The organism is Pseudothermotoga sp. (genome assembly GCA_025060105.1).
In the GTDB taxonomy this organism is placed as follows: domain Bacteria; phylum Thermotogota; class Thermotogae; order Thermotogales; family DSM-5069; genus Pseudothermotoga_A.
The window spans coordinates 15,395-35,371 of record JANXCS010000004.1 but is presented as its reverse complement, the minus strand read 5'-3'; the positions used below and the strand labels follow the sequence as shown (position 1 = coordinate 35,371).

The window sequence follows — 19,977 nt, the reverse complement described above, 5'->3', positions numbered from 1 at the left end:
TCCTCTCACGCTTGTTTCGAATAGAGCAACTTCAAAAAAGCCTTCGTGGCTTTCGCGCGACCCATCGTGAACACGTGGAGCGCTGGAGCGCCGGCGCCGAGGAGATCTTCCGCGAGTTTCGCCGTGAACTTCACACCGATCTTGAATTCTTCCTCGTCGCTCTTCGCCTGTTGCATCTGCGAAACGAATCGTGCTGGAATCGTGACGAAGAACTTTTTTGGTATCGAGTACACGCTCTTCAGGTTGGTGATTGGTTTTATACCGGGGATGATGGGGACATTTATGCCGAACTCTCTGGCCATTTCGACGAACCTTTTATAGATCCCCACATCGAAGACCATCTGTGTGATCACGTAATGAGCACCTGCGTCTATTTTTCTTTTTAAGTTTTTGAGATCTTCTTCCATGTTCGGTGCTTCGAAGTGCTTTTCAGGATAACCGGCCACGCCGATGCAGAAATCCGTGGGCTCGTTCCCCTCGCTCGGATACAGATAGATCCCCCTGTTCAAATTGGAGATGTGGCGCACCAGTTCGTCTGCATGCTTGTAAGAACTTCTGTCTTGTTGCTCGCTGGTGGGATTTTCGTATTCTCCCCTGACGGCGAACACGTTCCTTATGCCTATGAGATGCAGATCTATCAGGAGGTCTTCTATTTGATATTTATCCATACCGTAGCAAATCACGTGTGGAACGACGTCTATTCTGTATCTGTGCAACAAAGCCGCTGCGAGTCCAACCGTTCCGGGTCGTTTCACTTTGGTCACCTTGATGATCTGCCCGTTGTGCTCGATGTAAGTCACTTCCGGTGCGTGTCTGGTGACGTTGATGAAGGATATTGGAAACTCCATCAGTTCGTCGACGGTTCTGAATATCTCTTCCACGCTGTGCCCCCTGTTTGGTGGGAGTACCTCGATCGATAGGAAATGCCCTTCTTTCAACTTATCGACCAGTTTCATCTTCATCACCGTCCGTATCGAACACGATCTTGAACTGTCCTTTGACTCCCAGCACGTCTTCGAAGATGACCACCACACCTAGAACATGTTCGTTGATGGCTGTTTCGAGCAACGCTGTGACATCCCTTTTGCTCTTCACTCTGTTGCAGTAAGCTGTTGCGAACGCATCGGCGATGGCGCTACTTTTGGAAACGACAGTGACTGCGTCCGCGTTGCCGAAACTCAGAGAGTGTCCCACCTTTCCCGAAGAGGTACACACTCCCCAAGTTCCCTCTGGCAGTTGCAGTCCCACCTTTCCGGACAGGGGGGAATCTCCAGCGTAGATCATGGAGATCAAAGGTTTTTCACATTTAATGAACACGTCTCCGCCGTTCTCCACAACGACCTCTCTGCATTTGAACTTGTTCAGCAAGAATTCTCCCACCTCATCCGCGAACGCCCCGGCCACCGCCGCAGTCGGACCAACGTTCGCAAAACTCGCCGCTTCGATCATTTTCATGGCGATCTTCGGTCCACGATCGATCTTCACTGGTTCCAGTGAGGTGAAGAACTCGGCCGAACTTCTACCCACTTCCAACAACTGCTGATAGAGTGCTTTCAAAAGTTCGAGCACAGCGTTCGGCATGCTCGGTTCGAACTCATCCACACCGATCCAGAGGTCGGTCTCTCTGTACTGAACGACGAAGGATTGGAACCTCCCGCTGCACCAGTCTCTGTAGAACTTCTTCATAGAGGTGGGAGTTTCACTCCAACGGGACACACATCGCTGCAAAGGCCACAACGAACACAAGCATCTTCCTCGAATTTGAGCGCATCGTTCACCATCTTTAAAGCGTCGTACATGCACACGCCCACACACATGCCACAGTTCACACACGTAGGTTCCTGAATTTTGAACCTTTCGGCTTCTTTGATCTCTTCCAGGGTTTTCACAGAGCGATCTTCGTTGAAGAGTTTCACCGGTTTTGTCAGCAGAAAGCGCCCCTCAACGATCCATTTCCTCAACACATCGGCTATTTCTCTGGCCATGGCCACACTTGAGATGGATGAAGTTTTCACCTTTTTGCCGTCTATCTCGATCCAGCCAGATTTCAGTTCCGCATAGCTCACCAGTCTGAGTACAGGTCTTCCAGGTTTGCCGTAGTCCCTCACTTCCGTGGTTATCTCCTCGTTCGATTTGCTCACGAAGTGAGCGATCTCCTCGTTCAGCACCGGTATGGGAACACCGATACCGACGAAGAGCGTCACACCGTAGTTCTTGAAATAGGCCGCCCTGAGGTATCTTGGATTCATCCTCTTCGCATCACCGATGACGACGAGTGTTCTTGCAGGGGAGATCGGTATTCCATGTTCGTTCACCTTCACATCGTTTCTGAACTGCGTGCCTGGCCAAACCACATAGCCCTCAGCACCGCACAGGAAGATCTTCGTTCCAAGTCCTATGGTGAGCATCTTGGGATCTTTCAAAAGTGGGCTCAACTCACCAGAAGTGGAATAGGTGACGTTACCGAACCTTGGCAGTAACTTGCCCATGTACGTGTAAATCGTTCTATCAGAACTGTTCGTGGCTGCCGAGTAATTCTGATAAGCGTTCCTCGGGTTGAACATGAAAAAGTCGTTTATAGTTTGCTTGTTTATGTACCCCTCGAACTGTTTTCTCGGATAGCAATCGGTGCCCTTGCCTTCGGCGTTGAGTTTGAGATTCTCTCCCCTGATCAGCAACTCTATGATGTGAGCACCACCGAAGGTTTTGTCTTGCTTCGATTCCTGCGTTGCTCCGATGTAACCATCCACCGCCGCCAACCCTCCGTAGACTTCCACTCCCTCTATCTCTATCCTTTCCATTCTCATCGGAGGTTTCGTGTGTCCAAAGTTCACAAAAGCACCACTGGAGCACATCGGTGCGAAAGTGGCTGTCGTCACCACATCCACCTTCTTGGCGACTTCCTTCACACCTTCCTGCTTGGCCAGACTCACGACCTCTTCGGCTGTGAGCACCACCGCCTCACCCTTCAAAATTTTTTCATTGATTTGCTCAATCGTCTTCATTCCGTTCACCCCCCGAAGAATTCTTTATGGATCGCTCGCAACGCCTTGTCTCTGTCGGTGATGTTCACGATGAAGTACATCGTGACTTCGGATGCACCCGCAGAGATCATTTGAACGTTGATCTGTTCTTTGGAGACGGCTGAGAAAATCTTTGCCGCGATGCCATGCTTTTGGAGCAACCCGTTTCCCACGGTCGCTATCAGTGAGATATCGGTTTTGAAATCGATCTGCTCTACTTCTGGGATACTGAGTTTCGAGACGATCTTTTTAGATCTTTCGAGGTCTTGACGCGATATGAGTACGTTTATGCTCGTTTGGGACGTCACCACGGATTTTATGTTGATGTTCTCCGCTCCGAACATCGAAGCGATCTGACCGAGCAAACCTGGTACTCGACCCACGTTGGAACCTTTGAACTGCACGACCGCTATGTCGTCGGTGAACGAAATGCTCTTGACTATGTCTTCCGTAGTCGAGCCGTTCGCAGTTATGATCGTGTCAGGTTCATCGATGCTTCTGAATTGATTTATGTTGAATATATAAAGCGGGATACCTTTCTTTCTCAGAGGTTCAACCGTCGCGTGGTGTAGGATCTTCGCCCCAAAGTAGGACAACTCCGCTGCTTCATCGTAAGAAAGATGCCTCACAGGTTTGACGTTCTCAACGTGCTTCGGATCACACGTCATGAAACCAGAGACGTCTTTGTACAGATCCACCCTCTCCGCATCGAGACAATACGCCAAGCACGTGGCCGTATAGTCGCTACCACCTCGACCGAGTATGGTGAACCTACCGTCGTGTAGTCCGTAGAAGCCAGCTACGACGTAGTTTCCATCTTTTTTGAAGAATTTCAAGGCGTTCTCGCGTGACAACTCGAGGTTCACCGTGGCGTTGCCGAACCTCCCATCGGTGATCAGTCCAAACTGTTCTGGGAGTGCCTCTTCGCAAGGAAAGCCATTCTCTCTGAAGAATTTCGTCAGCATCAAAGATGAGCATCTCTCACCGTGGCTGACGATGAAGTCCTGAAATTGCAACGGCACTTCACCTAAAAGTTTCGAACCGAGCAGAGCGTTTTTGATTTCGAAGACTCTGGACTTGAGTTCTTCATCGTCTTTGCCCAAAAGAGAGCGATACTTTTCGTACAAAGAATTCAAAAATCCATCCACATCCAACTCATCGATCTTGGACACGGCATCTATGAGCTGGTTGGTAACACCGTAGGCGGCAGAAACCACCACGATCAGATTTTGTCGATACATCCTCACAACTTCCAAGATCTTGAAAAGATCGTTTCGGCTTTTCAGATTGGAACCACCGAACTTCACAACACACCTTTTCAACTCTTCTCACCTCCAATGAGGCTTTTACACAACTTCAACGCCTCGAGGGCATCCCTGGCGTAATAAACTCCGAACTGTTTGGCGAGCTGTTCGTTCATCGAGGCTCCACCAGCCATCACAAAAACTTCCACACCGTTCTGCTTGAGTAGGTCCGCCGTTTCTTTGACGAATCCAACCGTTGTGGTCATCATCGCCGAAAGTCCAACGATGTCTGGTTTGAAATTCTTCACAGCTTCGAGCACTTGGGCTGGTGGAACGTTCTTACCGATGTCGATCACTTCGAAACCCCCACTGCGCAACACGGTCGCGACGATCTTTTTACCTATATCGTGTATGTCATCCTGAACGGTGGCCAGAAGCACTCTGCCAAGTTTCACTTCCGAGTCACCCATCAGTTCGTTCAGACGATCGAAGATCGGCTGTACCGTCTCGGCAGCGAGCAACAAGTGTGGTAGGTAGATCTTTCCTATGGCGTACAGCTGTCCAACCCTTTCCATCGCCTTCGCAAGTACGTTTTGACTTATATAGAGCGGATCTTGTGTTTTCAACATCTCTTGAACGAAATTCATCAACTGTTCTCTTTGACCTTTCAGTATATGACTGACCAAAGGTTCCTCCTCGAGTTGGTCCAGTTTCACCAACTGTTCTCCCCTGAGCGTGAGGGCGCCTTTGAGCACGTTCATCGTCGTTGCCTCTTTGCTGTTCAGTATGGCTCCGTTCAGTCCAGCTTCAACACAGAGGGCGAGGAATGCCGAGTTGACGTTCTCTCTCTCGGGCAAGCCAAAACTCAAATTGGACAGACCAATGCAACTTTTCAAGCTAAGATTTTTCAATTTCCTTATCGTCTCCACCGTCACCCGATGATCCTTCTTCGCTCCGATTGGCAGTACCAGTGGATCGAAGAAAACTCTTTCTAATTCAATACCTTCGGCTTTGAGAATTTCTGAAGCTTTCTTTGCCAACCTCACTCTGCCTTCGCTGTCTTCAGGAATTTCTTTTTCCATGCACAGCACGATGAGCATGCCACCGTAACGCTTGAGCAACCCGATACGCTCGAGCAAATGTTTCTCATCGCACGTTGCCGAGTTCAAAAGTGGTCTACCCACGTACTCTTTGAAACAGACTTGCAGAAAGTTCAGCGTTTGAACATCTATGGAGAGTGGCAAACTGGCGTACTTGTCCAACTCTACGATCAACTTTTTGAAATGTTCCTCGTTCAAGACTTTTTCAAGGCCGAGGTTCACATCTATGACCGCGCAACCTTCCTGCTCTTGCTCTTGAGCGAGCTTGACGATCTGCGAGAAATTGAGCTGTCTTATTTCTTCTTGAAGCTTCTTCTTACCAGTTGCGTTTATGCGCTCTCCGATCAACAAGAAAGGATCTGTAGGTTTCAGAACGGTCCTGGATGATAGGAACTGTCGTTCATCCACGTTCCTATGGATAGGTTTTCTTTCCCCAACGTAACTCTTCATCAACTTTATGTGCTCAGGCCCAGTGCCGCAACAACCGCCGATTATGTTCGCCCCAAGCTCCACGAAATCTCTCATGTAAATGGCGAACTCTTCTGGACTGGTTCTGTAGACGAGCCTGTTTTCAACGAGTGTAGGCTTTCCAGCGTTCGGTTCCACACACAGCGGTTTTCGGCAGAACTTGGCCAACCTGGAAAAAACGGAAATCATCTGTTTTGGTTCTAAAGTACAGTTGATGCCCACCACATCGACGTCCAGATCGTTCATCAGCGTGGCGAAGATTTCCACGGAAGTTCCAGTCACAGATTTACCATCTTCTTCGAAGGTCATGCAAGCTATGATAGGTATCTGTTTCGACACGTCCCTGACGGCCAAAACGGCGGCCTTGAGTTCTTTAAGATCGCTCATGGTTTCGATGATTATTCCATCCACGCCTGAATCTATCAGAATGCTTGCTTGCTCTTTGAACACATCGTAAGCTACATCGAAATCGAGCTCCCCGAAAGGTTTCAACAGCACACCGGTCGATGACATGTCACCAAGAACGATCTGGCCATTCTTGCACACGGATTTGGCTATCTCGACAGCTCTTCTGTTGATCTGCTCGATGGCGTCTGCAAGATTGTACTGTGCCAGCTTTATTCGATTGGCACTGAACGTGTTGGTGAGCAACATATCGGCTCCAGCTTCGATGTATTCCCGCTGGAGTTGTCCAACTTTTTCAGGATCCTGTAGGTTTAATGTTTCGATCAACTTTCCTCGAAAGCCTCTCTTGAAGAGCTCAGTACCGTAAGCTCCATCCAGAAAGAGCACTCTTTCTCTCAAAAGTTGAGAAAATTCGTTTCTATCCATCGTACCACCCGATCATGCAGGTTGTCGTCTTTCTTGGAACCATGATACCGCTGTTCAGCACTTCCACGCCATCGACCTTCAAAAGTTCAACGATGTATCTGTTCCACCTGATGTCGACCTCACCGTAGCCTGGAGAAAATCTCATCGTGCCCCTGCCGAATTTATTTCTCAACTTTTCATCGAACGATTCGTTCAACGCCTCGAGCGCTTCTGAAGCCCACGCGTCCAACACCGCAGCGTCGTGCGTGCGACCTCGTTCCAAAAATGAATTGATCGATTCATCGATGCTCTTACCCAAAGTTGAAAGAAAAAGGCTCACTCGTTTCACGTTGAGAAAAGAATTCGGTATCAAAGACGGGGGGAGTTCTTCCACAGGACGGACGGTATGATGGACGGTGGGTGAAACATTCCTCAATCCTTCCAGGTACAGTTCGTTGAGGCGCACCAGAAGGTCTGTCTCGTTGACGATGTTCTTGTAACGCGCTTTGAGTCGTGCGAGGAATAGAATTTTGTCCGGCATGTACTCCTCAACGCTTGGGAGATAAATTTCGACCAATTCTCATCCTCCTTGCTAGCTGAAAATCATACAATCGTTGGGCTCGATAATGTATGAAACTAATGCAAACGCAAGTTGAAGGTTTTATTCAATCACTCGACTCGCAGCTTTCCTGAGCCTGTTCATCACCGAAAAGAGTATCCCTTTTTCAGGTAAACCCACCACGATGGCCACATCGGCCAAAACGGTGTCTATGGATCGGAGTACTTTGAAGAGGTTCTGCGCGATCGTGTAAGGTTCTGAAAGCTTTCCCATTATTATGAGACGTCTTCCGTAAAAGTTTCTGGCCATCTCTTCGGGGCACACTATGGGTGCGTCGGGATACTCCATCAAGACTGTGTCGAGCTTGTTTTCATCTATCACCAGCACTATCGGTTTGTTCGGTGCATAGTGTCGATACATCATACCGGGTGAGAGGGGTCTTTCCGGTTGGCTCTTTCCGAGTAGAAAGTCTGGTATGCGCAGATTTGGCACCACTTTCCTTATTTCTTCGACGGTGGCTGGGCCTGGTCTGAGCAGTGTGGGTTCATCCCGAGAGAGGTCTATCACTGTCGATTCGAGGCCGAGCGGTGTTTCACCACCATCGATGATCGCGTCCACCAGTCCATAGAGATCGTCTATGACGTGCTGTGCGCTCGTGGGACTGGGCCTTCCAGAAAGGTTCGCACTCGGTGCAGCGATGGGTACTCCGCTGACCTCTATGAGCTTTTTGGCGACAGGATGGCTCGGCATCCTCACGGCAACGGTTTCGAGCCCTCCTGTGACTTGTTTGGGCACTTGAGGTTTCTTTTTGAATATGAGCGTGACTGGTCCAGGCCAGAACGTTTCGATGAGTGGCTCAGCTTTGGTCAAATCGTCTTCCACCAAGAGATCGAGCTGTTGGAGGTCGGATATGTGCACGATCAGAGGGTTGTCCGGTGGCCTTCTCTTTATCTCGAACACTCGAAGGACTGCCACCTTGTCGAAACAGTTCGCACCAAGTCCATAGACGGTTTCCGTTGGAAAGGCGACTGTGCCACTCTTTTTTATTATTTCCGCAGCCTTCTTGATCACTTCCATACTCGGATTGATCGGATCGACCTTCAATATCAAGCTCAAATCGAACACCCCTCATCGTTTTCAAGAACATTTTAACCTGTGATCCTTAGGAAAGACTCGTATGGCTGTAGAAGAGTTCATCGGGAGGCAAGGTATGTTCAACACGAACTTCCAGATTTTGAAGGTTGGAATGGATGTTGCGATGCTCAGGCAGAGCGTCCACACTCAGAACATAGCCAACGCGGAGACGATGGGTTATCGTCGAAAGTACGTCGTGTTCGAAGAAATGCTTAAGGAAGCCTCTAAGCTTCAACTCGCCACAACGCACGAGAAACACTTACCTTCAGTCCGTTCCCTTCCCCGACCGAAGATCGAAGTTGACAAACAAGCTTTCTACCGTAACGATCTGAACGGTGTGGACATCGATTACGAAGTGACACAGATGGTCGCCAACGGTCTCAAATACGAAGTGCTGGCGAGGCTCATGTCGAAGAACATAGAGTATTACAACACGGTGTTGAGAGGTGTATAATATGAACGAATTCACCATCTTCAACGTGAGTGCGTCTGGCATGACGGCACAGCGTTTCAGGCTCGACATAATAGCGAGCAACATAGCGAACTCTGAAACAACGAGGACTGAACGTGGTGAACCTTACAGAAGAAGAATACCGATCTTCGCCGAGTACTTCGTCGACAAAAATAAGACATCGGCAGTGAAGGTGGTACGCATAGAAGAAGACCCATCACCGTTCAGGCTCGTTTATGATCCGTCCCATCCGGACGCCGGTGAAGATGGTTATGTGAGATTTCCAAACGTGAACGTACTCAGAGAGATGGTCGATCTGATAAGCGCTCAGCGTGCCTACGAAGCGAACGTTTCAGCCTTCAACGTCACCAAATCCATGATAAACAGCGCCCTACAGATCGGAAGGGGATGATCGCATGATAGATGGTATCAGTAACATCGGTCCTGTCAACGTCCAGAGGGGTCAAGAAGAAAAGACAACTAAGAAGACCGCAGATTTTGCGGAGATATTGAAGGAAGCATTCGACAAAGTGAATCAGGTTCAGAAGAATGCCGAGAAGATGGCATCAGATTTTGCACTCGGCAAGATCAGCAACATACACGAAGTCATCATTGAAGCTGAGAAAGCTACGATCGCCCTGAGGCTCACCACGGAGGTTCGAAACAAGATAATCGAAGCCTACAGGGAGATCATGAGGATGCAACTTTAGTTTATAATTGATTTGGGTGCCGGGGTGGCGGAACAGGCAGACGCTGCGGACTTAAAATCCGCTGGAGCGAGGCTCCGTGTCGGTTCGAATCCGATCCCCGGCACCATTTTTGTAACTTGACATGCCTTCAACCTGATGATATACTCCTATCAAACAAGGCTCGAACGGGGGTTTCTATGGAAACGGTGAACATCGTTCAGCACGGTGAATTTGCATACGCTTATTGGTGGTTTAGGGGAAGGCCCTCTTCCGGGATTCCCCCTAAGCCACTTGGCACATAGAGGGGGAATCTTAAAAGAAAAGGTGAGGAAGAGGGCATCCAAAAAGGATGCCCTCTTTTTTTAAACGAACATTTCTGGAGGTGTGGGTATGTTGAGGAAAACTTTAACCGCCTTGGGGATCTTGTTAGTCTTGTCTGTCTTGAGCTTTGGAGCCGTCAGAGTCGGCATCACCCAGATCGTGGATCATCCAGCTCTGAACGCGGTCTTCGATGGGATCATCAAAGTGCTCGAAAGTGCAGGTTTCAAAGTTGGGACTGACGTGATCATCGATAGGCAGAACGCACAGGGGAGTGTACAGAACGCCGTGGCCATAGCGAGGAAGTTCGCAAGTGAGAGAGTCGACATCGTTGTGGCCATCACAACACCGAGTGCTCAAGCTTGCGTGCAGGTGATAACCGACAGGCCCGTGATCTTCTCCGCAGTGACTGACCCGGTCGGAGCTGGACTGATCAAACAGCTCGGAAGGAACGATTCTAACGTCGTTGGTATTTCTGACATGGTGCCAGTTTCTACGCATCTGAGGCTCATCAAAACGGTCTTTCCAAACGCGAAGAAGATCGGAGTGCTCTACAACCCTGGTGAAGCCAACTCCGTCACTCTGACCAACATTGCGAAGACTGCAGCTCCCGCACTCGGACTGACCATCATCGATATGACTGGTACTTCCTCCGGTGAGATGGTCACGGCGGTCAACAGCGTGGGACCGGACGTGGATGTCATATACATCGGCACCGACAACACCGCAGCTTCTTCCATCCAAGCGATCGCAGCGGCCGCTTTGAGGTTGAACAAACCCATCGTTGCAGCGGATGTGGACATCGCACGCGGAGGAGGTCTCATAGGCTTTGGTTTTGACTATTTCCAAGTGGGTGTTGAGAGTGGAAAGCTGTTGGTCGAAATCCTGAAGGGTAAAAAGCCGAGCGAGTTGGAATCGCGTCTTCTTGGACCTGAGTCGCTCATGTTGTACATCAATCTCGATCTTGCACAACAACTGAAGGTGAGCATACCCAAAGAGCTCGTCGATAGGGCCAACATAATCGTTCAGAACGGCCAAGAGGTGAAAAGATGATCCCCATTCTGGAACAAGGGCTTTTGCTCGCCTTGGCCGCCATGGGTGTTTACATATCGTTTCGACTCGTTGATCTTCCCGATCTGACGCCCGACGGTTCCTACATCATCGGTGGGGCCGTCGTGGCCTCTCTCCTTCATTCCGGCCATGGGTGGGTCAGTGCAACGATCCTGGCTGCACTCGCCGCCAGTGCAGCCGGGCTTGTAACTGCCTTGATCACGACTAGGTTCAAGATTCATTCACTCCTCGCCTCGATCATGGTCATGACGGCACTCTACTCTGTAGCGATAAGGGTCATGAACTCACCGAATCTGCCTATACCGCGTTTCAGTACCGAAAGGGTGCTCGCATACGAACAAGTTGTGGGCAAAACTCCTTTGGACGACATACTCGGTGGGACTGAAAATTTCCAGTTCGAGGCGCGTGGAATGAAGGCTGTGAGCATCCCCTTCAACAACAAGGCTGATGGTCACGATCTGCTCATGATCGTTTCACTGCTGGCAGTCGTGACGTTCGTGCTCTGGTTGTTCCTTCGAACGGAACTCGGCACGATGTTGAGAGGTTATGGTCGCAACAGGTTTGCCGTGAAGGTGCTCGGCGTGAATCCCAACCTTTTCGCCTTGATGGGATTGACCATGGGCAACTTCCTGGTGGGTCTGTCTGGAGCCTTGTTCACCATGTACAGTGGCTTTGCTGATGTGAACATGGGTGCCGGCACTGTGGTGGTGTGTTTGGCTTCGGTCATACTGGGAGAGATCATCTTTGGTTCGCGCGATTTTGCGTACGGTCTCTTCTTCCCCATAGCTGGTGCTGTAGTCTATCAAGTTCTGCTGACACTCGCCATGAAGTACGGCTATCGCATCGGTTTCAAACCGAGTGATATGAAACTGCTCACGGCACTTTTCGTTGTGAGCGTCATAGCGGCGAGAAGATTGAAGAAGAGTGAGGTGACTGTATGATAGAACTTCAACACGTCACGGTGATCTACAACAGAGGCACACTCGATGAAAAAGTCGCCCTGAACGACGTTGACCTTTCGATCGAAGAAGGTCAATTCGTCGTGATCGTTGGTGCCAACGGCGCTGGGAAGAGCACGCTCATGAAGGTGATCGTGGGGGAAGTGAAACCGACCTTCGGTTTGTGCCGAGTCATGGGACAAATTCTGAAAGAGGAGAAGATCTTCAAGTGCGGTAGCATAGTTTGTCAAGATCCGAACTTGGGGATTTTTCCAAATTTGAGCATCGAAGAGAATTTGATGCTCGCAAGGAAGAAAGGTTTCAGAGGCCTTGGCTTTGGACGCATAGATGAAAGAGCGATTCAGTTGCTCAAGTCGACGGGTTTGGGACTCGAAGAGAATTTGAAAAAGAAGGCTTCGAAGCTTTCTGGTGGACAGAAACAGGCTCTCGCCATGGTGATGGCCGTATCTTCGAATCCGAAGATTTTACTCTTGGATGAGCACACCGCTTCGCTCGATCCCAAGAGTACTGAGAAGATCATGGAGCTCACCGAAAGGATAAACGAAGAGCTCGGTACCACCATCTTGATGATCACACACGATATGAACATCGCCGAGCAATACGGTGATCAAGTGATAGTCATGGAGGATGGGAGGATCGTTGCACGAATCGATAAATCGAAACAAAAAATCCAAGCAAGCCAGCTCAAATCGATGATAAAATCCAAAATAACAACCATAACTTGATGATAAGGAGCTGATTGAGTATGCTCAATTCCTCTATCCTCCTTTCAGCCGCCGAGAGATTCGGCACACCTTTCTACCTTTACGATGTCGATTTCATCACCGAACGTGTCGAGAGAGTGTATCGATTTTTCAAACAGTTCGACTTCCATTTAGCTTACGCGGTCAAGGCCAACTTCAATTTGGATATCCTCAAAAGGCTCAACGAACTTGGAACCATGGTGGACATCGTTTCGTTCGGCGAGTACGAGCAGGTGAGAAAGGCCGGATTCACTCCAGATAGAATCGTAGTGAATGGAAATTGCAAAAGCTCTGGGGAATTGAAGCACTACGTTTCAGATGGTGTGTTCTGTATCAACCTCGACAGTTTTGAAGAATTGCTCCGTCTTGAAAAGCTCGCCGACAAACCAGTCAGAGTGGCCATAAGGGTCAATCCGGACGTCGATCCAAAAACCCATCCCCACATCGCCACGGGTTTGAAAGAGAACAAATTCGGTGTGGACTACGAAACTGCGGAAAGAATGGTTCAGCTCATCTCGAAAAGTCGTTTCATCCGTTTGGTGGGACTCCACTGCCATATAGGTTCTCAGATAGTCGAAGTTGGTCCGTTCAAAGAGGCGTTCGAATCGATGAGAAACTTCGCCTCGAAGTTGGGGTTGAACTTGGAACTCGTGAACCTCGGTGGTGGCTGGGGCATCGACTACGGTGATGGAAGACAGTTGGATTTGAACGAGTACGAGAAAGAGATCTTTCCCATACTGAAAGGTTTCGGTGCCAAGGTTCTGCTGGAACTCGGTAGATGGATCGTTGCTCCTGCAGGTTTTCTCGTCACGAAAGTGGAGTACGTCAAAAGGACGAAGAACAAAACGTTCATAGTCGTCGATGCCGGTATGTCGCACCTGATCAGGCCGGCACTGTACGGCGCCAAACACAGGATAGAACCGCTCTATCCGACGAACCACAGACCGACGATCGTGGCCGACGTCGTTGGTCCAGTCTGTGAGAGTGCAGACACCTTCGCGAAGGGTTTGAAACTTCCCGAACCAAAAGAAGGAGAGCTCGTCGTGATCAGAGACGTTGGCGCTTACGGTTATGCCATGTCATCGCACTACAATTTGCTGAGGAAAGCTCCCGAGGTGATCTATTCGAAAGAAAATTACCTCAGAGCTTCCTCAGCTTGACGGCCGTCCCGTAAGCGAGTACCTCCGCGGCCGATTGCATTATCGAAGCACTGCCGAATCTGATACCGATGATCCCATCGGCACCGAGTTTCTCAGCCTCGGCGATCATCCTGTTCAAAGCGATGTTCCTCGCTTCCGTGAGGAGCTCCGTGTAAGATTTGATTTCCCCACCCGCCAAAGTTTTGAAAGCTGCCGCAATGTCTTTGCCTATGTGTTTCGAATAGACCACGTTACCCATGACCATCCCGAGTGTCTCGACGATCTGATAACCTTCAATCCTCTCGGTTGTGGAAAGAAGCATTCGATCACCCCCATCAGAACTCTTTTTTCAAAAAACTCACATAACTCAGCAACATCAAAGCGATTGACAAGCCGAGCAAGACCAATGTGTATGGAACATCCATCTTCCCGTTCGATAGAATCTTGCCTCCAAGGATGTACGAATAAGTGTTCATGAACCTCAAAGGTTTGAACACCGCGACCACCGTGGTACCTGCGAGCGTTCCAATCGCACCAAGTATGGGCTTCACTTGATCGTCAGACAGAACCGAGAACAATATGGTCACAGCGAGCCAGAAGAGGGCACCAACGATCGTGTGGATCGAATAAGCGAGGAGGTACGTGTAATCTAGATTTTTGGAAGCAAGCAATGAATAGAACGCCGGAAGGATTGAGAAAACGATCATTTGGAAAAAAACGACCAAACTCACAGTCAATACCTTACTGATGAAAACCTTTTCCCTGCTGCTTCGAGCCAAGAGGAATTCTATCGTACCGTTCTCTATCTCTCTCGCGAAGATGGGGAAGCCCATGATGATGGCGAATATGGGGACGAACTGTCCTAAATTTTTACCGAACCACTGTGTGTAGATGTAAAAGTTCCATTCTGAGAGCTTTTCCACAAAACCTCTGGGCAAGAACCTCTCCAGAAACTTCGGCATGTTCGGTATCTGTGCATACTCGTTCAACATCTCCAGCGCGAATTTATGCAAGGGAGCAACCATGAAGAAAAAGCCTATTCCAAGAAAAAGAAGCACGAAAGTTCTCAGCTTCATATCGCCGAACTCTTTTTTGATCATTCTTTCACCCCTTTCACGAGCGCTTCGAAGATGATGTCAAAACTCGCAGGTTGTGTTTCACCTTTCGCTTCTTCTTTCTTGACCAAGTACACATCCTCGCTCTCGGTCGATTTGTAAAGATAACCACTCACCTTTTCACCCTTCGGTACAACGCAAAGGGCGTATTTTTCCTTCAGATCGTCCAAGTTGTCGAGCTCCACGATCCTGCCAGAAACCATGATGGCCACAGTGTCGGCCACCCTCTCCACCTCTGAAAGTATGTGACTCGTGTACAGAACGGATCTGCCATCGGCGGAAAGTCCCCTGATCATCTCCAACACTCTGTTGCGCATGAGTGGGTCCAAACCCCATGTAGGTTCGTCCAACAAGTACAGTTCGGCTCTCTGAGCCAAAACGAGTGAAAGGTAGGTGAGCGTGGTCATACCGTGAGACAGGTTCGCGATCTTTTCTTTCAGAGGGATTTGGAATTCTTTCAGCAACGAGAAAGCTTTCTCCGCATCGAAGTCTTTCGTGATCTGTTGAGTGATTTTCACCATCTTTTCTACAGTCGTGTAACGATACAGTTCTTTCTGCTCTGGAAGATAACTGAAAGAACCGTTCAAAAGGATAGATCCTGAATCGGGTTTTCTGAGACCGAGGATACACTTCATCGTCGTCGTTTTCCCAGCTCCGTTTGGTCCCAACAGAGCGAAGATCTCACCTTTTTTAACTTCAAAAGAAACGCCATTGACGGCTCGTTTGTTCTTATAGCTTTTCGTCAGATTCTTCACACTCAGAACCATTTTTTCGCCTCCCGTAGATTTGTTTCAGCAAGCGAACCAACTTTTCTTGCTCGATCCCGACCCTCTTGCACTCTTCGATCGTTTCGATGAATCTCTGCAGGGTCGCTTCAATGAACCTTTTTTCGTCGAGCTTTTTCACGATGTAACCTTCACCCCGTACAGGTTCGATCACACCTTCCGCCATGAGCTCTCTGTAAGCTCTCGCCACGGTGTTCACGTTGACGTTCAGATCTTCTGCGAGTGTTCTTATCGAGGGCACGAAATCTCCCGGTTTCAACCGACCGGTGTGTATGAGCAACTTCAGCTTGTCTTTTATCTGTTTGTACACAGGTATGTGCGAGTTGAAATCAACTTTGAACCACAGAATAATCACCACTGTAATAGTACAATATTACAGCATGCATGTCAACTGAAACGGGCGTTTACTTGATTCTGATGGACCCAAAGTGATAGTTTAACAGTTAAGAAATCTTCTTTTACAAAGGAGGGTTTGGGATGCTGCGAGTTCTTGGAGACGTTTTTTCAAGGTTCGCCAAGAAGTACCTACCTGACGCTCTGATCTTCGCCATGATCCTCACACTACTCACCTTCGTTCTAGGCATCGTGATTCAAAAGAAAAGCCCCATCGACATGATCATCTACATGGGAGATGGATTCTGGGCACTGCTCGCTTTCGCCATGCAGATGTGTTTGGTGCTCATGACTGGTCACATTCTGGCTCAAACCAAACCCATGGCCTTGATCCTCAAAACGATCGCTAAAGCCGCCGATACACCGTTCAAGGCCGTCGCACTTGCATGCGTTGTCATGATCGTCACCAGCTATCTCAACTGGGGTTTTGGTTTGATCTTCACGTCCCTGTTGGCGATAGAGATCGCTAGGAACATGAAAGGTAAAGGTTTGCACTATCCTCTCTTGGTGGCTTCCGCTTATTCTGGTTTCCTAGTTTGGCATGCTGGTCTTTCCGCTTCGGCACCGTTGCTCGTCAACACGAAAGGTCATTTCCTCGAAGCCAAGATCGGTTTGATCCCAGTTTCTCAAACCATCTTTTCACCCATCGCGTACGTTCCGGTGATCGTTCTGCTCGTGACGTTGCCCTTCATCATGGCCGGTATGCATCCGAGGAAAGAACAGGTTGTGGAAGTCGATCCTGCAGCGTTCGGTGAAAAGAAAGAACTACCAAAGAAGAAACCAACAGAGATGACGCCCGCTGAAAAGATGGAAAACAGCTTCATCCTCTCGCTCATCATAGGTATCATCGGTTTGATATACATCTTTTACTACTTCTTCGTCAAGAAAGGATCATTGGACTTGAACATACTCAACTTCATCTTCCTCATGCTCGGCATCATCCTGCACGGTACTCCTAGGAACTTCATTGCGGCAGCCATCGAGGCTGGAAAGACCGTTTGGGCCATCGTCGTACAGTTCCCGTTCTACGCCGGTATCATGGGCATGATGACGAGATCTGGTTTGGCAGCGACCATTGCGAACTGGTTCGCATCTTTCTCGAACGCCAAGACGCTACCTCTATACACCTACTGGAGCGCAGGTTTGATCAACCTGTTCATACCATCCGGTGGAGGTCAATGGTCCGTCCAAGGGCCCATCATGGTCGAAGCTGCGATGAAGATAGGTGCTTCCGTTCCGAAGGTGATCATGGGTGTGGCTTGGGGAGACGCTTGGACGAACATGATTCAACCTTTCTGGGCTCTTCCGTTACTGTCTGTGGCGAAACTTGAGATCAGAGACATCATGGGTTACTGTGTCGTCGCTCTGATTTGGAGTGGTATTGTCACGAGCATCTTGTTCATGGTTTTGTGAAGGAGGGGGATCTGTGAGAAAGGTCTACATCGTGGGAGCCAAGAGGACTGCGATAGGTACCTTCGGCGGTACTTTGAAAGACATTCCGGCAGTACAGCTCGCCGTCACTGCGGCGAAAGCAGCGATGGAACAGGCGAACGTCAAGCCAGAATGGATCGACGAAACGATCGTTGGAAACATCCTCATGGCCGGCCAAGGCATGGGGCCTGGCCGGCAGGTTGGTATATACTCGGGCGTTCCTGCAGAAAAACCAGGTTATACTGTGAACATGCTCTGTGCCTCTGGCATGAAATCGATCATGATCGGTGCGACGGACATCATGCTCAACGAAGCGGAGATCGTACTCGCCGCAGGCATGGAGAACATGTCCATGGCGCCATATTTGTTGCTCAAAGCTCGCTTCGGTTACAGGCTAGGAAACGGTGAGATCGTCGATCACATGGTTTACGATGGCTTGACGGACGTCTTCAACATGTACCACATGGGAGTCACAGCGGAGAACTTGGTCGAGAGGTACGGTATAAGTCGCGAAGAACAGGACCAGTTCGCCTACAAAAGTCAAATGAAAGCCAAAAAAGCTATCGAGACAGGTAGGTTCAAAGACGAAATCGCACCGATCGTCATAAAAGACAAGAAGGGCGACAAAATCTTCGACACCGACGAACATCCAAGGTTCGACGTTACGCTCGAATCTCTTGCTAAGCTCAGACCAGCCTTCAAACCGAATGGTACGATCACTGCGGGTAATGCCTCTGGTATAAACGATGGAGCTTCTGCGGTGATCTTGGCTTCTGAAGATGCTGTCAAGAAGTATGGCCTCAAGCCTTTGGCGCAGATCGTTTCGTTCGCCCAGCACGGGGTGGATCCGGCGATCATGGGTATAGGACCAGTTGGAGCGATCTCGAAGGCTTTGGAGAAAGCCAAGCTCAAGCTCAAAGACATAGGCCTAATAGAGCTGAACGAGGCGTTCGCCGCACAGTCCATCGCCGTTCTGAGGGATGTGAAGAAGGAGCACGGTGTGAGTGACGATTGGCTCGAAGAGAGGGTGAACGTCAACGGTGGTGCCATCGCGCTGGGTCATCCGATCGGTGCGAGTGGAAACAGGATCGTGGTCACGTTGCTCTATGAAATGAAGAAGCGCGACGTTGAGTTCGGTCTTGCGAGTCTGTGCGTTGGTGGAGGTATGGGCACGGCCGTCATCATAAAGAACGTTCAGGAGGGTTGAGACATGAAAAACAAACTCATCAGTGTCGAGAAAGCCATCGAGATGATACCAGATGGTGCCGTTTTGATGATCGGAGGTTTCTTGGGTGACGGCACACCCGAACTGCTCATAGATGGTCTCGTCAGAGCGGGAAAGAAGAATCTGACAGTGATCTGCAACGACACCGCCATGCCTGAAAAGGGTATAGGGAAACTCATCGTGAACAGGTTGGTCAAGAAGGTCATAACATCGCACATAGGTACCAATCCTGAAACTCAAAAACAGATGATCGAAGGCACGCTCGAAGTCGAACTCGTCCCACAAGGAACGCTCGCAGAACGTGTCAGGGCGGGTGGATTTGGCCTTGGAGGAGTTCTCACACCCACGGGTGTCGGAACGATCGTTGAGAATGGAAAACAGAAGATCACCTTGAACGGCAAGGAATATCTGGTTGAGACCGCCTTGAAGGCAGATTTTGCCCTGATAAAGGCCAAAAAGGCAGATTTTCTGGGGAACTTGTTCTTCAACTACACTGCACGGAACTTCAACCCGATCATGGCCTTCGCGGCGAGTGTGACGATCGTCGAAGTCGAAGAGTTGGTACCAGTTGGAGGTTTGGATCCCAACGAAGTGCACGTGCCACATGCGGTTGTGGACTACATCGTGAGGGGGAATGCGAAATGATCCAAGATCCCAAAGTTTCAAGGACTGTGATAGCCAAAAGGGTTGCACTCGAACTGAAGGATGGTGACATCGTCAACCTTGGAATAGGCATTCCCACCTTGGTGGCCAACTACATCCCTAAGGGGGTCACGGTGTTCTTCCAATCCGAGAACGGAATCCTCGGCATGGGTCCAGCGCCGGAGCCAGGTTATGAGCATCCAAACTTGAACAACGCGGGAGGTAGCCCGGTGACTTTCATACCGGGTGCCGCAGCCTTCGACTCCGCAACGTCTTTCGGACTCATTCGAGGAGGTCACGTGGACATCACCGTGCTTGGAGGCCTTCAGGTGGACGAAGAAGGTCATCTTGCCAACTGGATGATCCCAGGCAAATTGATCCCAGGCATGGGTGGCGCGATGGATCTGGTCACCGGTGCCAAGAAGGTCATCGTGGCCATGACGCACGTTGAAAAAGGAGGAGTTCCCAAGATAGTCAAAAAATGCTCGTTGCCGTTGACTTCGGTCAGAAGGGTGGATCTCATAGTCACCGATATGGCCGTGATCGAGGTCACTGAAAAGGGTTTGGTGCTCAAAGAAGTGGCACCAGAAACCACGATCGAAGAAGTGCTCAAGTTCACCGAGGCAAGGCTGTTGATTCCAGAAACGGTTTCCACGATGCCAATAAGTTTGTAATCGT

22 protein-coding genes and 1 tRNA gene are annotated in these 19,977 nt (G+C 49.6%); 12 read left to right on the top strand and 11 right to left on the bottom strand.

Translation table 11 applies throughout. The features are described 5' to 3' along the window. Positions 1 to 5 precede the first annotated feature (5 nt). From NZ875_04910 to NZ875_04880, 7 genes are all read right to left on the bottom strand, one after another. Entirely contained in the window at positions 6 to 956 is a 951-nt protein-coding gene (locus NZ875_04910; GenBank protein ID MCS7175077.1) for a methylenetetrahydrofolate reductase, read from the bottom strand. Continuing rightward, positions 940 to 1,686 (bottom strand): UPF0280 family protein, encoded by a 747-nt coding sequence (locus tag NZ875_04905; protein ID MCS7175076.1) that lies wholly within the window; start codon positions 1,684 to 1,686, stop codon positions 940 to 942. The genes NZ875_04910 and NZ875_04905 overlap by 17 nt, the downstream gene beginning before the upstream one ends. Next, positions 1,683 to 3,005 (bottom strand): 4Fe-4S binding protein, encoded by a 1,323-nt coding sequence (locus NZ875_04900; GenBank protein MCS7175075.1) that lies wholly within the window; start codon positions 3,003 to 3,005, stop codon positions 1,683 to 1,685. The genes NZ875_04905 and NZ875_04900 overlap by 4 nt, the downstream gene beginning before the upstream one ends. Positions 3,006 to 3,010: 5 nt before the next feature. Further along, positions 3,011 to 4,345: an aspartate kinase gene (locus NZ875_04895; protein MCS7175074.1), complete on the bottom strand. Its 1,335-nt coding sequence runs from the start codon at positions 4,343 to 4,345 to the stop codon at positions 3,011 to 3,013. Then, positions 4,342 to 6,666, bottom strand: coding sequence for a homocysteine S-methyltransferase family protein (locus NZ875_04890; GenBank protein MCS7175073.1), 2,325 nt, complete (start codon positions 6,664 to 6,666; stop codon positions 4,342 to 4,344). Before NZ875_04890 ends, NZ875_04895 begins: the two co-directional genes overlap by 4 nt. After that, positions 6,659 to 7,222 (bottom strand): methionine synthase, encoded by a 564-nt coding sequence (locus NZ875_04885; GenBank protein ID MCS7175072.1) that lies wholly within the window; start codon positions 7,220 to 7,222, stop codon positions 6,659 to 6,661. Before NZ875_04885 ends, NZ875_04890 begins: the two co-directional genes overlap by 8 nt. A gap of 84 nt (positions 7,223 to 7,306) precedes the next feature. Further along, the gene (locus tag NZ875_04880) at positions 7,307 to 8,320 is read right to left on the bottom strand and encodes an L-threonylcarbamoyladenylate synthase (protein MCS7175071.1); all 1,014 of its coding nucleotides are present in this window, start codon (positions 8,318 to 8,320) and stop codon (positions 7,307 to 7,309) included. A 94-nt stretch (positions 8,321 to 8,414) separates the two neighbouring features. Between NZ875_04880 and flgB the strand changes: the two genes are divergently transcribed. The 8 genes from flgB to lysA all read left to right on the top strand — a co-directional run bounded on the left by flgB (position 8,415) and on the right by lysA (position 13,729). Next, entirely contained in the window at positions 8,415 to 8,792 is a 378-nt protein-coding gene (flgB, locus tag NZ875_04875) for a flagellar basal body rod protein FlgB (protein ID MCS7175070.1), read from the top strand. Between the two features lies 1 nt (position 8,793). Next, the gene (flgC, locus tag NZ875_04870) at positions 8,794 to 9,201 is read left to right on the top strand and encodes a flagellar basal body rod protein FlgC (GenBank protein ID MCS7175069.1); all 408 of its coding nucleotides are present in this window, start codon (positions 8,794 to 8,796) and stop codon (positions 9,199 to 9,201) included. A gap of 4 nt (positions 9,202 to 9,205) precedes the next feature. Then, positions 9,206 to 9,499 (top strand): flagellar hook-basal body complex protein FliE, encoded by a 294-nt coding sequence (gene fliE, locus NZ875_04865; protein MCS7175068.1) that lies wholly within the window; start codon positions 9,206 to 9,208, stop codon positions 9,497 to 9,499. Between the two features lie 18 nt (positions 9,500 to 9,517). Beyond that, positions 9,518 to 9,605: transfer RNA gene (locus NZ875_04860), tRNA-Leu, on the top strand. Between the two features lie 263 nt (positions 9,606 to 9,868). Next, positions 9,869 to 10,849, top strand: coding sequence for an ABC transporter substrate-binding protein (locus tag NZ875_04855; protein MCS7175067.1), 981 nt, complete (start codon positions 9,869 to 9,871; stop codon positions 10,847 to 10,849). Then, positions 10,846 to 11,808 carry an ABC transporter permease gene (locus NZ875_04850; protein ID MCS7175066.1) on the top strand — a complete coding sequence of 321 codons (963 nt, stop codon included), beginning with the start codon at positions 10,846 to 10,848 and terminating at the stop codon, positions 11,806 to 11,808. The genes NZ875_04855 and NZ875_04850 overlap by 4 nt, the downstream gene beginning before the upstream one ends. Next, on the top strand, positions 11,805 to 12,551 hold the full coding sequence (locus NZ875_04845; protein MCS7175065.1) for an ATP-binding cassette domain-containing protein: 747 nt from the start codon (positions 11,805 to 11,807) through the stop codon (positions 12,549 to 12,551). The genes NZ875_04850 and NZ875_04845 overlap by 4 nt, the downstream gene beginning before the upstream one ends. A gap of 20 nt (positions 12,552 to 12,571) precedes the next feature. Further along, the gene (gene lysA, locus NZ875_04840; GenBank protein ID MCS7175064.1) at positions 12,572 to 13,729 is read left to right on the top strand and encodes a diaminopimelate decarboxylase; all 1,158 of its coding nucleotides are present in this window, start codon (positions 12,572 to 12,574) and stop codon (positions 13,727 to 13,729) included. Here lysA and NZ875_04835 read toward each other — a convergent pair. From NZ875_04835 to NZ875_04820, 4 genes are read right to left on the bottom strand one after another with little or no spacing between them, the layout of a single operon-like run. Beyond that, on the bottom strand, positions 13,710 to 14,030 hold the full coding sequence (locus NZ875_04835; protein ID MCS7175063.1) for a YbjQ family protein: 321 nt from the start codon (positions 14,028 to 14,030) through the stop codon (positions 13,710 to 13,712). The genes lysA and NZ875_04835 overlap by 20 nt on opposite strands. A gap of 13 nt (positions 14,031 to 14,043) precedes the next feature. Continuing rightward, the gene (locus NZ875_04830) at positions 14,044 to 14,808 is read right to left on the bottom strand and encodes an ABC transporter permease (GenBank protein MCS7175062.1); all 765 of its coding nucleotides are present in this window, start codon (positions 14,806 to 14,808) and stop codon (positions 14,044 to 14,046) included. Beyond that, positions 14,805 to 15,590, bottom strand: coding sequence for an ABC transporter ATP-binding protein (locus tag NZ875_04825; GenBank protein ID MCS7175061.1), 786 nt, complete (start codon positions 15,588 to 15,590; stop codon positions 14,805 to 14,807). The genes NZ875_04830 and NZ875_04825 overlap by 4 nt, the downstream gene beginning before the upstream one ends. After that, positions 15,553 to 15,954, bottom strand: coding sequence for a GntR family transcriptional regulator (locus tag NZ875_04820; GenBank protein MCS7175060.1), 402 nt, complete (start codon positions 15,952 to 15,954; stop codon positions 15,553 to 15,555). Before NZ875_04820 ends, NZ875_04825 begins: the two co-directional genes overlap by 38 nt. A gap of 131 nt (positions 15,955 to 16,085) precedes the next feature. Here NZ875_04820 and NZ875_04815 point away from each other — a divergent pair, with 131 nt between their 5' ends. The 4 genes from NZ875_04815 to NZ875_04800 are packed head-to-tail and all read left to right on the top strand — an operon-like array spanning position 16,086 to position 19,973. After that, positions 16,086 to 17,414: a TIGR00366 family protein gene (locus tag NZ875_04815; protein ID MCS7175059.1), complete on the top strand. Its 1,329-nt coding sequence runs from the start codon at positions 16,086 to 16,088 to the stop codon at positions 17,412 to 17,414. A 13-nt stretch (positions 17,415 to 17,427) separates the two neighbouring features. Next, entirely contained in the window at positions 17,428 to 18,639 is a 1,212-nt protein-coding gene (locus tag NZ875_04810; GenBank protein ID MCS7175058.1) for an acetyl-CoA C-acetyltransferase, read from the top strand. 3 nt (positions 18,640 to 18,642) lie between these two features. Then, the gene (locus NZ875_04805; protein MCS7175057.1) at positions 18,643 to 19,302 is read left to right on the top strand and encodes a 3-oxoacid CoA-transferase subunit A; all 660 of its coding nucleotides are present in this window, start codon (positions 18,643 to 18,645) and stop codon (positions 19,300 to 19,302) included. Continuing rightward, positions 19,299 to 19,973 (top strand): CoA transferase subunit B, encoded by a 675-nt coding sequence (locus tag NZ875_04800; protein MCS7175056.1) that lies wholly within the window; start codon positions 19,299 to 19,301, stop codon positions 19,971 to 19,973. The genes NZ875_04805 and NZ875_04800 overlap by 4 nt, the downstream gene beginning before the upstream one ends. Positions 19,974 to 19,977: the final 4 nt, after the last annotated feature.

Coding starts and splice junctions, on each gene's coding strand:
- NZ875_04910 (MCS7175077.1), bottom strand. CDS start 956: ATGAAACTGGTCGATAAGTTGAAAGAAGGGCATTTCCTATCGATCGAG.
- NZ875_04905 (MCS7175076.1), bottom strand. CDS start 1,686: ATGAAGAAGTTCTACAGAGACTGGTGCAGCGGGAGGTTCCAATCCTTC.
- NZ875_04900 (MCS7175075.1), bottom strand. CDS start 3,005: ATGAAGACGATTGAGCAAATCAATGAAAAAATTTTGAAGGGTGAGGCG.
- NZ875_04890 (MCS7175073.1), bottom strand. CDS start 6,666: ATGGATAGAAACGAATTTTCTCAACTTTTGAGAGAAAGAGTGCTCTTT.
- flgB (MCS7175070.1), top strand. CDS start 8,415: ATGTTCAACACGAACTTCCAGATTTTGAAGGTTGGAATGGATGTTGCG.
- flgC (MCS7175069.1), top strand. CDS start 8,794: ATGAACGAATTCACCATCTTCAACGTGAGTGCGTCTGGCATGACGGCA.
- fliE (MCS7175068.1), top strand. CDS start 9,206: ATGATAGATGGTATCAGTAACATCGGTCCTGTCAACGTCCAGAGGGGT.
- NZ875_04855 (MCS7175067.1), top strand. CDS start 9,869: ATGTTGAGGAAAACTTTAACCGCCTTGGGGATCTTGTTAGTCTTGTCT.
- NZ875_04850 (MCS7175066.1), top strand. CDS start 10,846: ATGATCCCCATTCTGGAACAAGGGCTTTTGCTCGCCTTGGCCGCCATG.
- NZ875_04845 (MCS7175065.1), top strand. CDS start 11,805: ATGATAGAACTTCAACACGTCACGGTGATCTACAACAGAGGCACACTC.
- lysA (MCS7175064.1), top strand. CDS start 12,572: ATGCTCAATTCCTCTATCCTCCTTTCAGCCGCCGAGAGATTCGGCACA.
- NZ875_04835 (MCS7175063.1), bottom strand. CDS start 14,030: ATGCTTCTTTCCACAACCGAGAGGATTGAAGGTTATCAGATCGTCGAG.
- NZ875_04830 (MCS7175062.1), bottom strand. CDS start 14,808: ATGATCAAAAAAGAGTTCGGCGATATGAAGCTGAGAACTTTCGTGCTT.
- NZ875_04825 (MCS7175061.1), bottom strand. CDS start 15,590: ATGGTTCTGAGTGTGAAGAATCTGACGAAAAGCTATAAGAACAAACGA.
- NZ875_04815 (MCS7175059.1), top strand. CDS start 16,086: ATGCTGCGAGTTCTTGGAGACGTTTTTTCAAGGTTCGCCAAGAAGTAC.
- NZ875_04805 (MCS7175057.1), top strand. CDS start 18,643: ATGAAAAACAAACTCATCAGTGTCGAGAAAGCCATCGAGATGATACCA.
- NZ875_04800 (MCS7175056.1), top strand. CDS start 19,299: ATGATCCAAGATCCCAAAGTTTCAAGGACTGTGATAGCCAAAAGGGTT.